Below are 13,886 nucleotides of genomic sequence, written 5' to 3' on the forward strand. Positions count from 1 at the left end.
GATTATTTACTTTGCGAAGTTGATTTATCTGAAAGTGTTCTTTTGCTATATGTTATAATTAGCGCATGTTTTGTTTTTGTTAATTTAACTAATCAAATTTGATTCCAGTTTCTTCTTATAGACCCATATACTTATTGTAAAATAAATAAGTGCCTGTATCCAGAGAGTTATATATTCCGGTCTGATATCAGCCATACTGGCTCCCATAGAATTCAGTTTCACAAAAGCGAGTGTGCCTGGTGCAGCAGGGAAAATGTAATGGGCCACTTTCCAATACCAAGGCATTAGTTCCATTGGATAGGAAACGCCGGAAAGAAAGATTAATCCTACGGAGAAGAAGGCGATCATGAGTAGGGGAGCCTCAGAATCCGTAAAATACCTGGACGCAGCTAATCCCAGGAAAGAAGTTGCCATCAAATATGGAATCAATAATAGTACGATGTACAATCCGTTTCCAATATTGGGGATGCTGAAAAAGTGAGGGAGCAAGCCTAATAGAAAAAAGGCAAAGATGGCATAAAGAGCACAGTACACGGACGTTTTTCCTGCCACTATACGAATGGCAACTCCCCAGCCATATCCGAAAGAAGTATATGCGCGGATTCCTTTACTACTGTATTCTTCTCCGGTCACCATGCCAATAACCATCAGCAAGGTCTGGAAAATTATAATCATCATGACTGCCGGAATAAGATAGGAACCATACCCTTCGGTATAATTGTAGAGTGCAGTGCCTTCCACATTGATCGGTTTCGCCATAGCTACGGCAAGCAATCCTTGTGGTGGAAGAAACACCGCTTCATCTGGCCGGTATTTATCATTAATAGCCAACATGACACGTGAAGAAGCACCTTGCAAAGCTTCGAAATACAAGAAGGCATCAGTAGTTGCATAAAGGGAAAATACGGCTTCATCTCCCCGGAACACCCGTTCCTCAAAGTCATGAGGCAGATAGAGTATTCCCTGTACTTTGCATTCTTTCATCCATTCTTTTGCTTCATGATAATCCATAGCCTGACTGGAAATCTCTGCCTGGGGAGTAGCATCCAGCCAACGGATAAAATCACGGCTCAATTCACTGTGCGAATTGTCGACTACGGCAACAGGTACATCGGTTACAATATTCGGTGCATACATATAATTGTAGAGCAACCCGTAAACGAAGATTCCTCCCATCAACACCAGTAAAACCGCATAACTGGTACTGATAGCTAGAAATTCACGACGAATGATGAATGACAACTGTTGTAACTTACTTAATGTTTTCATACTTATGACTTTCTATAGCTCGTTTTAAATGAGGAAGCAGCGACAGGGCCAGCAACGGGAAGATACAGAGTATCACAGCCGACGGCCAAAGATGGATAAACCCACCGCCTCCATAGAGCATGGTTTGCATCATTTCCGTAAAATGACGGACAGGGAACAAATTGGAAGCATCCCTCACCAACGGATACATATTGGGAACCGGAAAGGTTACTCCGGACAAAGTAGCCCCCAGAGAACCTACCATAGAAACTACGCTTATAACCAACGATATTGCTGGAAACAGCGAGAATAAAAACAGCCCTAAAGCTTGTGTTGCAATGATGAAAAGCACAGTCATGATATTCATTAACCACCAACTCCCCTGAAAAGGAATATGCAAAATACCAAACATGACGTAATTAGCCAACCATCCTATCAGTATATATATAATGGTATAAGGTAATAATTTACCTAAAACAGCTGTCACTATATTGCCTTTTGCAGTCGCCAGCCAATCGTCTGCTGTGCGGAACTTAATTTCAATGCCAACCGCATACACGGTAATCAACAGAATCAAAACCTGAAACAGCACAAAGAAAAAGAGCTGACTTAAATATACCGAATAATCCAGACTAGGGTTATATATCGGATGGTTATTAGCCTGTACGGGTAATAAAAAGGTGGTAATCTGATCCTGTTCTACTCCGAGTGCCATCGCTTGCATCACCACAGGAGAAAGAGCCACCGGAGCTAAGGAAGTTTCGAATGCCGCCATCAACTCACCACCTACCGACATTAATGCATAATGATAATAGTAGGAGAGTGTTGCATTCTTTCCGGTAATCGCATTCTGTTCAAATTGGGGAGGTATGGAAAGATATCCATAAATCTCTTTCTTTTGCACAGATTCACGGGCAGCTGCTTCATTTACAAAATGCTTTGTCACTTTAAAAGTTGGTACGGCAGAAATGTTCCTGACTATCGTCCGGGAAGTAGCAGTATTATCCTGATCGACAATACCGATAGGAATGTTTTCCATCTGTCCGTTACCAAAGATCGTAGCCATAAAGAAAAGGGTGAACAATGGCAAGACAATGCAGACACCAAAATAAAGGCGCCGTGAAGTCATTCGCCGCCACTCTCTGAGCAGTACGGAACGAAAAGGGGAATATGTTTGTGATTCATCCATTCTCTGGTTTATTTGATGTCGATTAATCTAAAGTCAATAACACGGACATGCCGGGACGCAAGTCATCCATCTTTTGGGTTGGACGGGCATGAATCTCAAAGGTACGTAAGTCATAACTTCCGGTTTGCTTGGTTGATTTCCAGGTAGCAAAACTGCCTAGCGGACTAATATAATAGATTTTGAATTCAATATTTTTTTTACCGATAGCGGGCACATCCGCAACAAATGTTTCGTCCATTTTAAATTGCGGCATCAGATCTTCCCGCACGTTAAGAACAACATGTATATCATCCATCACCACCAAATTCATAATGGGAGTTCCCGGTGCAACCAACTCTCCACGTTTAGGGAAGATTGTTGCTATCTGACCGTTTTCCGGAGCGATTAACCGAGCATCGACCAGCAAAGCCGAGACTTCATCCACTGTGCTTCGGGCAGCATCCACCATGCTGGCAGCAGACGCTTTATCTTCTTTTTGTGCACCATCTACAGCCATCTGATACTGTTCATAGGCAGCACGTTCGGCTGCTACAGCCGCTTTATACATAGCTTCTACTTCATCCTTTCTTTGAGAAGTAATGACACTGTCCTTATATAAAGTAAGAATACGGTTGTAAGTTGTCTGGGCGAGAGTAAGATCACTCTTCGTTTTATTCCATAATTGCAGTGCAGTAGCTACAATCTGACGACGGGTTCCGGCATCTATTTTCTTGTTCTGTTGCACTGCCACCTGTTCCAAGGCATTCACTTGTTGATACTTGGCATGTACTTCAGGGCTATTAATGACGACAAGAGTATCTCCCTGGTGTACCCAGTCTCCCTCCTGAACGAAGAAAGTGTCGATACGGCCGGGAAGTTTCCCGCTGATACGGATTTCTGTTGCTTCAGCTTGTCCTTGCAAGACCAGCGGCTGTTTATGCATTAATATAACTCCCAGGCCGGTGAAAATACCGACAGCCAGAAGAATGATGACAAAAGCCCATGATAGGGTTTTACTAGTTGGTTTCATTGTTTGTTACGGTTTAGGTTGATAGTTTGCAAATTGTTCCGGTGTGCCACAAAGCGAGAGTAGATTCATTAGTGCCACATCATATTCATAATATGCTGCCAGGCGAGCCACTTTTACACTGGCAAGCATGGTTTCAGCATCAATAACTTCGGTAGAAGTTGCCATCCCTTCTGTAAATGATTTCTTTCGGATGCGTACCAATTCTTCACTTAAAGCAATCGTTGCATTTAAAGCTTTTACATTATCCTGTGCCTTTTCCAGCTGCGTATAAAGCTTATCTACCCCAACAGCCAGATCATCACGGGCCTTCATCTGGCCTAAAGCCAGAGTTTGTTCCGTTAATTTCGATTGCCGCACTCTTTTTTCACGATCCAGTCCGTCAAAGAGGTTCCATGTAAAACCAATGCCTACCATGGTACGCGGTAATAAATTACTCTGAATACCATGCGAATACAAGGTCTGTTTTCCAAAAAGGGCTATATTCGGCAAATAGCCGCTTTGAGCAATCCGCACTTCTTGTTTGGCAATATGCTGCTGCAGCTGTAATTGGTTGAGTGTATAGTTCCCACTGTTTACTGAAAGATCAAATAGCATTTTAGGTGGTAATGAATCATTCATAAAAAGGGGAGAGGTAGGAATGATATTGGCATCTGCATCCTTTTTATTCAGCAAAACCTTTAAGGCACTTTGCACTACTGTTTCTTCTTTTCGCGCAGCTTCCAATGCACGTTTGGCTTCATCCATATTTACCTGGGCAAAAAGCCTTCCTGCTTTGTCAATCATTCCTGCTGCCTCTAATTTCAAGGCATTTTCATAATGTTTCTTCAATCCGTTGTAGGTTTCTTCACGAACCGTCACAATTTGTTGTGCCAGTCGAAGCCCATAATAGCTTTCAACCAATAAACTTTGCTGATTGGCCGATACCTGTGCCCGACTTTCCCGTGCCAGATCGACCATCGTTCTTCCGATGTTGGTGGCATGAAAACGCTTACCACCGGAAAAGAGTACCCACTCGGCTGATAAATCAACAGTTGTCAAATTTCTTGGAGTCAAAGGAAATATAAGGGTATTTGCCCCAATTTGATCCAGTATAGACGAAATGATCTGGTCATCCGGAATAATCGAATGTACAAAGTCTTTAGCCGGATCGGTAAACTGCGATAAAGGCTGTTTAACTTCGATCTTCTCCGACATGTGTACAAACGCACCTGTAGACTGAAGACTGGGATACCAGAAAGCATTCAACTTATCACGTTCAGCCTTCGCAATCTCAATACTCTTATCCGCTATTTTCAGACTCTGATTTCCTTGATTCAACAGATGCAGTGATTCTTCGAAACTTAATGGTGTCTGTGCATCTATCTGACCGATGGAAAAATACAAAGTCAATAGTATACAAAGTCGCTTATTTTTTTTCATACAGGTTAGGTTATATCTGAATTTGAGATATTCTAACAGATGAAAAGAGAGGTTTGTTCATCAGAAAGAATATAGCAATACAACAAAAGAAGGTTTCAGCGCTCTTTTATAAGATGTTCTATTTTTCATCTTCTCTTTGAATCATGCTTGTGTCATTTCTATCAGATAGAAAAAATGATGCATAAAATAATGCAAGTATATGCAATAAGCGTGTTATTAATGGATATAAACTACTTGATTATACAAAATATAAATGCATATTGGAGTTGTTTCTTTAAAGGAAAAGCTCCGTTCCTTTAAATGGAACCAACCGTTGGTCGGTGAGAAGCGTGTTCTCCCTTTAAAAGAAAGCTACCAAACAGCCCATAAAGTACCAGTTTGTCTCTAAATCTTATTTATTTTGCTAGAAACTAAATCTGTCAATTTGAAATAATATAAGCAACTTTGTTCTCACATATTCAATATTCATTCTCTATTTAGAACCTAGTGATAGATTATTCACTAAAATAGTTTATATCTGAATCTTATTAACCGGAAATCCTGGAATTTTTTCTATAGCGACTATCGCCAATCTGTATATTTTTAATTATACGGGCTACTAATATGCGTTTTTTCATATCCGGTTGTTTTTCATCAAAACAAAAGAATTGAAGAGGCTTTAATTTCTCTTTTTTCTTGCATTAAAATTTCTGCGATTTTATTTGAGATATAAAAATTATGTTTACCTTTGCATCACCATTTCATAAGGCTTTTGAGTCGAGAAATGCAGTAAATATGCGGTAATAGCTCAGTTGGTAGAGCGGCGGCTTCCCAAGCCGCAGGTCGCGAGTTCGAGCCTCGTTTACCGCTCTTTTGAAAATCAGGTGGTTATCTTAAATAAACTACCTGATTTTTTATTTTTCAAGCCCCCTTTTCTATGGTTTTATCTATTATCGGAGGAAACCTAAACTGAACATATTGTAGAATAACCCTAATTGAATAACCAATATGGCTAAGAAAATAGAGAAATATCTCCCCGTAGATTACAGTGACAGTTTTTCCATAGAAGTTACAGAAAATCGTTTGTCTCCTAAAGATATTATTTTAAAAGTCCTTGCTCATAACCCCGCTTGGCTCCGAATGTTGTATGCAATAAGGGCCTGTTTAGTCAAACCTTTCGGTATAGAAACTAAAGCTATTGAAAGTGAAGAACTTATTATAGAGGAAGACAAGCAAGAAGCAATTATGAGAAAAGACGATAAACATTTATTGTTTTATGTCGATATTTTCATTACGCCATTGGAAACAGGAAAACAAATGATTGAGGTTACCACATTAGTAAAATACCATAATTGGGTAGGAAAGGCTTATTTCTTTTGTATAAAACCTTTTCATCGGGTCATAGTGCCTTTAGTTCTCAAAAAAGCGCTATGCTGAACAAGCACAGTCGCGGATGCAACGATATAACGAATATGAAAAATGAGATATGTAATATAGAAGTACATGACTTTAGAAAATTAATGCATGAAGAATAGGGCAGTTCATGCATTTTTCGTATTTTTGCACCCTGTTTTAACACTCAAGAAAACTTTAAATAGAAAAATATAATGGCAAAAGAACTGAAAGACCTTACCAAACGTAGTGAAAACTACTCACAGTGGTATAACGATTTGGTGGTAAAAGCTGATTTGGCAGAACAATCTGCCGTGCGCGGATGTATGGTGATTAAGCCTTACGGATACGCTATCTGGGAGAAAATGCAACGTCAATTGGACGACATGTTCAAGGAAACAGGACACGTAAATGCATATTTCCCGCTATTAATCCCGAAATCATTCTTAAGCCGCGAAGCAGAACACGTAGAAGGGTTTGCGAAAGAGTGTGCCGTAGTAACACATTATCGCTTGAAGAATGCAGAAGACGGTTCAGGAGTTGTAGTAGATCCTGCAGCTAAATTGGAAGAGGAATTGATTATCCGTCCGACATCAGAAACAATCATCTGGAATACTTATAAGAACTGGATTCAGTCATACCGTGACCTGCCTATTCTCTGCAACCAATGGGCGAACGTTTTCCGTTGGGAAATGCGTACCCGTCTTTTCCTGCGTACTGCCGAATTCCTGTGGCAAGAAGGACATACTGCTCACGCTACCCGTGAAGAAGCAGAGGAAGAAGCAATCAGAATGCTGAATGTATATGGTGAATTTGCAGAAAAATATATGGCTGTTCCTGTTGTAAAGGGAGTGAAATCAGCTAATGAACGTTTTGCAGGTGCACTTGACACTTACACAATAGAAGCCATGATGCAGGACGGAAAAGCATTGCAAAGTGGTACTTCCCACTTCCTGGGACAAAACTTTGCAAAGGCATTCGATGTTCAGTTCGTTAACAAGGAAAACAAGATGGAGTATGTTTGGGCTACTTCATGGGGGGTTTCTACTCGTTTGATGGGCGCATTGATTATGACTCACTCGGATGACAACGGATTGGTATTACCTCCGCATTTGGCTCCGATTCAGGTAGTAATCGTTCCTATCTATAAGAATGACGAACAACTGAAACAAATCGACGCTAAAGTAGAAGGCATTGTAGCTAAGTTGAAAGCATTAGGTATCTCTGTTAAATATGACAATGCAGATAATAAACGTCCGGGCTTTAAATTCGCCGACTATGAATTGAAAGGTGTACCTGTTCGTTTGGTTATGGGTGGCCGCGATCTTGAAAACAACACGATGGAAGTGATGCGCCGTGATACACTGGAAAAAGAAACGGTTACTTGTGAAGGCATTGAAACATACGTTCAGAATTTGCTTGAAGAAATGCAAGCTAATATCTACAAGAAAGCATTGGACTACCGTAACTCCAAGATTACAACAGTAGACACCTATGACGAATTTAAAGAAAAAATCGAAGAAGGCGGATTTATTCTGGCTCATTGGGATGGAACTACTGAAACCGAAGAAAAAATTAAGGAAGAAACTAAAGCAACCATTCGTTGTATTCCGTTCGAGTCATTTGTTCCGGGAGACAAAGAACCTGGTAAATGTATGGTAACAGGTAAACCATCTGCTTGCCGCGTGATATTTGCACGTTCTTATTAAACAAAATTCGCACATAATTATAAAAAGGATGGAAACGGCTCAATCGCTTTCATCCTTTTCTTTTTTTCCTTCCATATTATATTATTTATGGCCTGTCCTAACAGTTCATTAGACATTCAATAGTTATTTCAAACTCTTTTTTCAATCCATTTCAGTTTTATTTCAGAAATATCCCTTTTCTTTGTAGTATGTAAAAAAGAAAGGAGACAAAATTATGAAGATATTGATTGTAGAAGACGAACCCTCTTTGAGAGAACTGATTCAATGTTCACTTGAAAAAGAACGTTACGTTGTAGAAACAGCCAGTGACTTCAATTCTGCTCTACGCAAAATTGAAGATTACGACTATGATTGTATCTTATTGGACATCATGCTACCGGACGGAAGCGGACTTGATCTTCTTGAACGACTGAAAGCTCTCCATAAGCGGGAGAACGTGATTATTATTTCCGCAAAAGACTCCCTGGAAGACAAAGTTTTGGGATTAGAACTGGGAGCGGACGATTATTTGCCAAAGCCATTTCATTTGGTTGAACTAAATGCACGAATTAAAAGCGTGATTCGTCGCCATCAGCATGATGGAGAGATTGATATCCGCCAAGGCAACGTACGGATAGAACCGGATAAATATCGTGTATTTGTCAACGAGCAGGAAGTGGAACTAAATAGAAAAGAATATGATATCCTGTTATATTTTATCAATCGCCCTGGGAGATTAATCAATAAAAACACTTTGGCCGAATCAGTGTGGGGAGACCATATCGATCAGGTCGATAATTTTGACTTCATATATGCACAAATTAAGAATCTTCGCAAAAAGCTCAAGGATTCGGGTGCAACTATTGAAATTAAAGCAGTCTATGGATTTGGGTATAAAATGATAGTAGAATAAAAAGGAAAGAGATTATTGTCCATGAAATTAATATATTACATCATTCTTCGTATTACCCTTGCTCTGACCCTCATACTGACGGTCTGGGCTATCTTCTTTTATGTTACGATGATCGATGAAGTCAACGATGAAGTGGATGATGCTTTGGAAGATTATTCGGAAACCATCATTATCCGGGCATTGGCAGGAGAGGAGCTACCTTCTAAAACCAATGGATCCAACAATCAATATTATATGATGGAAGTAAGTAAAGAGTATGCGGAAAGCCGGGAGGATATTCAGTATAAAGACTCTATGGTATACATTGAAGAAAAAGGAGAGACCGAGCCGGCACGTATTCTTACTACTATCTTTAAAGATGATGAAGGACGATACCACGAGCTGACAGTATCAACTCCCAGCATTGAAAAAGACGATTTGAGAGATGCCATCCAGGTGTGGATTATATTTTTATATGTAGCTTTATTATTCTGCATTATTATCATTTCCGTATGGGTATTTTACCGGAATATGCGACCGCTCTATGTACTTCTACACTGGCTGGACGGTTATCAAACAGGAAAAAGAAATAAACCTTTGAGTAACGATACTCAAATCACGGAATTCCGGAAATTAAATGAGGCTGCCATTCGTTATGTGGAACGTACGGAGCAGATGTTCGAACAACAAAAACAGTTTATCGGAAATGCTTCACACGAGATACAAACTCCACTTGCTATCTGCCGTAATCGATTGGAAATGTTGATGGAAGATGATTCGCTATCAGAAAAACAACTGGAAGAACTGATGAAAACGCATCAGACTTTAGAATACATCACTAAATTAAACAAATCCCTATTATTGCTTTCCAAGATTGATAATGGTCAGTTTACGGATACCAAAGAATTGGAACTCAATGTACTTCTCAAACAATATCTGCAAGATTACGAAGAAGTTTATGATTATCGCAACATAGAAGTCACGATAGATGAACAAGGCGTTTTCAAGGTGACAATGAACGAATCCCTGGCTGTTGCTTTACTCACTAACCTCCTGAAAAATGCATTTGTACATAATATTGACGGGGGACATATCCGAATCACCGTTACTAAGAACGGTATTACTTTCCGAAATTCGGGAGTGGAACATCCGCTGAACAAGGAACATATCTTCGAACGTTTCTATCAGGGTAGCAAAAAAGAAGGATCTACAGGGCTGGGATTAGCTATAGCCGATTCCATCTGTCGTTTGCAACATCTGAATATAAAATATTACTTCGAGCAGAATGAACATTGCTTCGAGATTTCCCAATCATAAGATTCATCTGAAAAATACAGAGGACACGGATTTTAAGTGAACGACCTGTCGGTTATCATAAAACCAATTTGTCAGGTATATCCATTCACCTGTTTCTCCGTGTCCTCTGCGTCTTTTATAGTGAGCAGGTTATCGGGATCGTATTTCTCTCCTCATAAACATGATATAAGAAATAGCGAAGCAAATAACCGTTGCCGCAATCAATCCGGTCAACTGTGGCCATACAACTAAAAGACTTTGTCCCAATGGGAGCGGACTAGGGATAGCTCCCTGTACCTGTTCCATAGTCAATGGCCCCAAACTTCTGACAGAAGGCATCAATAGTGTGGTGGTAGCTTCATTAAACAGTTCACTCGGCGCCAAACGCATCAACCCTAGAATAAACTTCTGATAACTGATAATCTGATAAGGTGATGCCATCTGTGACGGACTCAATCCTTTTGCCACCAAATTAACAATCATGGTATAGAATACGCTAAAAAACAGCCAAACGGCCACAGATGCTAATGCAGAAGTCGCTGCCTGACGGAAACGGAGCGAGAACAGAATAGCCAGATTCAACCAGAATGCTACATAAAAGATACTGGTAATAATGAAGAAAACAATTCTCCAAAACTCTTCTGCCGTAGGAGGAATGCCAATAGCAATCAGCCCACATCCCATCACCAGAAAGCTCAATACAAACAACATGATACCTATCACAATCAAAGCAGCCACAAACTTCGCATTGATAATGCAATCACGATGAATAGGCTGGGACAGCATACGGCTCAATGTGCCTTTATTTTGTTCGGAATTGACAGCATCAAATCCCAAAGCGATTCCCAATAGGGGGCCTAAGAAGTTAATAAACAGAACAAAAGAGGGGAGAGTCCCATCTGAAACTGTAAACAACTTCAAGAAAAGAAACGAACCGTCCGGGTCATTAGGTTTGATGGCTTCACTAATATTGGTGAGCGCTGTATATAGCGACCCCATACAGGTAAGTGCTATAATACCTATTAATATAATAAAACGCCAACTTTTTACATGATCGGAAATTTCCTTGTTGACGATAACCCAAAAAGGATGATTGACTTTATTCATGTCTTTCTCCTCCTTCCTCAAAATAATGGTTATAAATATCAGACAATTCCTGCTTCTTATCTTTCAATTCTGCCATATCGATCAAAGCAAGTAATTGGCCATTACTGAACAAACCTACCCGGTCACACACTTTCTGTACTTGATCCAGATGATGGGAAGAGAAAAGCACTGTCAGTCCTTCTTCTTTACTCAACCAGCGAATCAGTTCGATAAATTCCTGAACACCTGCAGGGTCAATCCCTGAAGTCGGCTCATCGAGAATAATAATCTCCGGATTTTTAATAAGTACATCAGCCAATCCCAACCGCTGTCTCATACCACGAGAATATTTCCCGGTCTTTTTGGCTAACTGATCTTCAAGGCCTACCCGCTTCATCAGTTCCATAGCCTTAGTTTTTGCCTCTTTATCAGAAATACCATTTAATCGCGCTGTATAGATCAAATTCTCCGGTCCTGTCATATCATCATAGAATCCTACATCTTCTGGCAAATAACCTATTTTCCTTTTTACTTCAATAGGATGTGTAGTAGAATTGATTCCACAAATTTCAACTGTTCCCGAAGTAGGCTCTGTCAATCCCAACATCATTAAGATAGTAGTTGATTTTCCAGCGCCATTCGGCCCCAGTAATCCGAAGATTTCTCCTTTCCGGATATTCAGGCGAATATGATCTACAGCAGTGAAATTACCGTATTGTTTGGTCAAATCGGTAAGTACGATCACTTGTTCGCCCATAATTTACCTCCTTCCATATTTACGGAACAGATAGTAAACCACGCCGATGGTGGCAATAATGATAAGAACGCCTACCCATCCCCATATCATCGGAGTTTTTACTGCAACTCTGAACTGCGCATCTGCATTTACTTCAGGAGTTTTTGCCATGATGGTAGTCACATAGTCACCTGGCAATGCTTTTTTAGAAGCTTTCAAAGTAGCCATAACCGTTGATGTCTCTCCGGCTTTTAGTGCATCGATTTTTGAAGGTTCGAAAGTTACTTCCCAGTCAGCAGGTTTATTAGCAGACAGCTGAATATCTTTCAGTAATGAAGAACCTGTATTTCTGACTTCCAGTTCTATTTTCTTTATATCACCTGCTGTGACATCTGTACTCAATAACCCACGGGGAGTAGTCAGTTCCATTTGATAAGAGCCAGTAACAACCACTTCCAGTTCCAATTCGGCAGAAGTGGTACCTGTAGCGGCGCGTACCGGAATTTTGTAACTGCCGGCTTCTACATTGGCAGGAGGAGTAATATCTATACTTACATTTTGAGTGCTGTTGGCTTCCACTTGTGCAGAAGTGGCTTGCTTATAGTTAGGTTTAAAAACTACATTCCAACCTCTGGGTGCATTAGCCATCAAAGCATACAGCTGCTGGTCGGCAGTCTGATTTTTTAAAGTGGCGCTGAAAGTGAAGGTTGATTTGGAATTTCCCTGCATGTTGGGTTGGTCGGTAGTAAATTCAGTCTGGTATGTTCCTTTTTGAGCAACCACCACATCCAATGGAAGTTTGGCGTTTCCGGCATATACTACAAAGTGATAATTACCTTTATTCACCTTTAATGGGACTTCGACTTTTAAATTGAAAGTCTTTTTCTCTTTGGGAAGTACCGATAGTTGGCTAAGGCTCCAGCCACCGGATTTCATTTCGTGTTTCCAACTGGCGGACAATCCGCTGACAGAAAGATTCGCATTCGTCAACTGGTCTGTGTTGTTGATAAGATCAATACTGTAGTCAATTGACGCTCCGGGAGATACGGAGATTTTTGTGTAAGGTGTGTACAGAATCACGCTCTTAGGTATTGAATCATTGGCGTGCGTGTAACTCATAGGGATAATCCCCAATAGAATAGCTAATAATAAAAAATAATTTGTTCTCATAGTCATACAAAAGTTCTTATGGTTGTTTAATATGAATATTGTCAAATTTGTGTGTGCAAAAATAAACGATGTATCTATTAGTAGTTTTAAAAGAATCCTAAAGAATCTAATTTCAGGAAGAAATTATAGTGACACTATCCCTATAGGATGGTGACGGTATCCTTTATATATAGTGACGCTATGTTAACCGGATAGCGTCACTATTTTTTTTCGATTTTTTTTTCGGAAATTCTCAAAATTCCCAAATCTTTTCAGATTCTCCTCTCACCTTTGCATTATCAAATTAATAATTATAGTAAAAACCAATATTTAAAAAACAACGATTATGAAAAAGTTAGTATTCTTATTAGTGTGTCTTTTCACTTTGCAAACAGTAGCTCGTGCAGATGACGACAAACCAATCCAGATAACTCAAATGCCACAACCGGCACAGCAGTTTATCAAACAGCATTTTGCCGACAGCAAAGTAGCATTAGCCAAAATGGAGAGTGATTTCTTCTATAAAAGTTATGAAGTGATTTTCACGAATGGCGATAAAGTGGAGTTTGACAACAAAGGTAACTGGGAAGAAGTGAACTGCAAATATAGTTCTGTACCTACAGCAATTATTCCGGCAGCTATTCAGAAATACGTAACGACCAATTACCCTGATGCTAAAATTCTAAAAATTGAGAGAGATAAGAAAGATTATGAAGTAAAACTATCCAACCGTACGGAACTGAAGTTTGACCTGAAATTTAATTTGATTGATATTGATTTCTAAACCTATTTAAATTGAACAA

12 protein-coding genes and 1 tRNA gene are annotated in these 13,886 nt (G+C 39.8%); 6 read left to right on the forward strand and 7 right to left on the reverse strand.

Annotated features, from left to right (window positions below):
* Positions 1 to 84 precede the first annotated feature (84 nt).
* Genes NQ505_RS18035 through NQ505_RS18050 form a run of 4 tightly spaced genes read right to left on the reverse strand, consistent with a single transcriptional unit; the run spans position 85 to position 4,865 of the window.
* Complete coding sequence (locus tag NQ505_RS18035) at positions 85 to 1,269, reverse strand: ABC transporter permease (RefSeq protein WP_032853593.1); 1,185 nt, start codon at positions 1,267 to 1,269, stop codon at positions 85 to 87.
* Positions 1,253 to 2,437 carry an ABC transporter permease gene (locus NQ505_RS18040; protein ID WP_032853594.1) on the reverse strand — a complete coding sequence of 395 codons (1,185 nt, stop codon included), beginning with the start codon at positions 2,435 to 2,437 and terminating at the stop codon, positions 1,253 to 1,255. Before NQ505_RS18040 ends, NQ505_RS18035 begins: the two co-directional genes overlap by 17 nt.
* A gap of 22 nt (positions 2,438 to 2,459) precedes the next feature.
* Positions 2,460 to 3,446 (reverse strand): HlyD family secretion protein, encoded by a 987-nt coding sequence (locus NQ505_RS18045; protein ID WP_008999624.1) that lies wholly within the window; start codon positions 3,444 to 3,446, stop codon positions 2,460 to 2,462.
* 6 nt (positions 3,447 to 3,452) lie between these two features.
* Complete coding sequence (locus NQ505_RS18050) at positions 3,453 to 4,865, reverse strand: TolC family protein (RefSeq protein WP_004318253.1); 1,413 nt, start codon at positions 4,863 to 4,865, stop codon at positions 3,453 to 3,455.
* Between the two features lie 776 nt (positions 4,866 to 5,641).
* On the opposite strand from NQ505_RS18050, the gene NQ505_RS18055 reads away from it, so the two are divergent.
* From NQ505_RS18055 to NQ505_RS18075, 5 genes are all read left to right on the forward strand, one after another.
* Positions 5,642 to 5,714: transfer RNA gene (locus NQ505_RS18055), tRNA-Gly, on the forward strand.
* Between the two features lie 138 nt (positions 5,715 to 5,852).
* A complete protein-coding gene (locus NQ505_RS18060) occupies positions 5,853 to 6,281 on the forward strand; it encodes a DUF2867 domain-containing protein (RefSeq protein WP_008999625.1) in 429 nt (142 codons plus the stop codon).
* 170 nt (positions 6,282 to 6,451) lie between these two features.
* Positions 6,452 to 7,945 carry a proline--tRNA ligase gene (proS, locus tag NQ505_RS18065; RefSeq protein WP_004318252.1) on the forward strand — a complete coding sequence of 498 codons (1,494 nt, stop codon included), beginning with the start codon at positions 6,452 to 6,454 and terminating at the stop codon, positions 7,943 to 7,945.
* Between the two features lie 214 nt (positions 7,946 to 8,159).
* Positions 8,160 to 8,837, forward strand: coding sequence for a response regulator transcription factor (locus NQ505_RS18070; RefSeq protein WP_004295994.1), 678 nt, complete (start codon positions 8,160 to 8,162; stop codon positions 8,835 to 8,837).
* A gap of 21 nt (positions 8,838 to 8,858) precedes the next feature.
* Positions 8,859 to 10,133, forward strand: coding sequence for a sensor histidine kinase (locus NQ505_RS18075; protein ID WP_004295993.1), 1,275 nt, complete (start codon positions 8,859 to 8,861; stop codon positions 10,131 to 10,133).
* Between the two features lie 129 nt (positions 10,134 to 10,262).
* Here NQ505_RS18075 and NQ505_RS18080 read toward each other — a convergent pair whose 3' ends face one another.
* Genes NQ505_RS18080 through NQ505_RS18090 form a run of 3 tightly spaced genes read right to left on the reverse strand, consistent with a single transcriptional unit; the run spans position 10,263 to position 13,110 of the window.
* Positions 10,263 to 11,219, reverse strand: coding sequence for an ABC transporter permease (locus tag NQ505_RS18080; protein WP_032853595.1), 957 nt, complete (start codon positions 11,217 to 11,219; stop codon positions 10,263 to 10,265).
* Positions 11,212 to 11,955 (reverse strand): ABC transporter ATP-binding protein, encoded by a 744-nt coding sequence (locus tag NQ505_RS18085; RefSeq protein ID WP_004295990.1) that lies wholly within the window; start codon positions 11,953 to 11,955, stop codon positions 11,212 to 11,214. Before NQ505_RS18085 ends, NQ505_RS18080 begins: the two co-directional genes overlap by 8 nt.
* A gap of 3 nt (positions 11,956 to 11,958) precedes the next feature.
* Positions 11,959 to 13,110, reverse strand: a complete 1,152-nt coding sequence (locus NQ505_RS18090) for an NEW3 domain-containing protein (RefSeq protein ID WP_008999628.1) — start codon at positions 13,108 to 13,110, stop codon at positions 11,959 to 11,961.
* Between the two features lie 319 nt (positions 13,111 to 13,429).
* Between NQ505_RS18090 and NQ505_RS18095 the strand changes: the two genes are divergently transcribed.
* The gene (locus tag NQ505_RS18095; protein ID WP_008999629.1) at positions 13,430 to 13,867 is read left to right on the forward strand and encodes a PepSY-like domain-containing protein; all 438 of its coding nucleotides are present in this window, start codon (positions 13,430 to 13,432) and stop codon (positions 13,865 to 13,867) included.
* Positions 13,868 to 13,886 lie beyond the last annotated feature (19 nt).

The sequence above is a fragment of the Bacteroides sp. D2 genome (assembly GCF_025147085.1).
In the GTDB taxonomy this organism is placed as follows: domain Bacteria; phylum Bacteroidota; class Bacteroidia; order Bacteroidales; family Bacteroidaceae; genus Bacteroides.